The sequence below is a fragment of the Noviherbaspirillum sp. ST9 genome, from assembly GCF_048799745.1.
GTDB lineage: Bacteria > Pseudomonadota > Gammaproteobacteria > Burkholderiales > Burkholderiaceae_D > Noviherbaspirillum.
The window spans coordinates 1-610 of the sequence record NZ_JBLWFR010000130.1; the positions used below are offsets into that span (position 1 = coordinate 1).

Consider the following 610-nt stretch of genomic DNA (forward strand, 5'->3'; position numbering starts at 1 on the left):
ATACTTTGTTATTAGAAAAATATCACCATAATGCAGCTGCCCCCAGTCGATATCTATGAGTTGCCTGTAGAACTTCCAGTCCAGGGGAACTACCTGAAGAAGAAAATAGAGAAAGAAAAAACGAAATGCATGTTTCTCAGGCGACGACCGTGGAGGCAGAACTGTTGTCGTTTTAAAATTGCTCATTCCTGCTGCTGTTAACGATTATCATTACTTAAATTGGCATGGCGGGCGACATCATTAATTTCCTTCCTGAGTCGGAGGTCATATCGTTGTCCCCGTCCAAAAAAAGTAAAAGGAATTTTACTGTTGATCTGCGCTGCATCGTAAACAGCAACATAAGAGTCGCCTAATACTTCAAAAATGTCTTTCTGCACCAATATGGCGGTACTCTCGTCAATACCTATCCCTAGCAGCTCAGGACGGGCTTTAACCACGTCAATCAGGTCGAACTGTCTGTTTCGTTTAAGAATATGCTGATCGATAGCAACATTGTGAATAAAATCAAGCCCCTGAACATGATCTCCAACTAAAACGCTGTTGCCCTTAGTATCTCCCCTAAGCAGAAAAGAGCCCTGTATTGTTGCTCCGGCTGAAGTCCCGGCAATAA

Annotated in this window: 2 protein-coding genes; both read right to left on the reverse strand. The window is 43.0% G+C overall.

The features are described 5' to 3' along the window. A partial coding sequence (locus ACNOHI_RS25145) for a hypothetical protein (RefSeq protein WP_420477458.1) occupies nt 1-186 on the reverse strand: 186 nt, incomplete at its 3' end. An 11-nt stretch (nt 187-197) separates the two neighbouring features. Then, on the reverse strand, nt 198-610 hold a 413-nt coding region (locus ACNOHI_RS25150; protein ID WP_420477459.1), incomplete at its 5' end, for a cyanophycinase.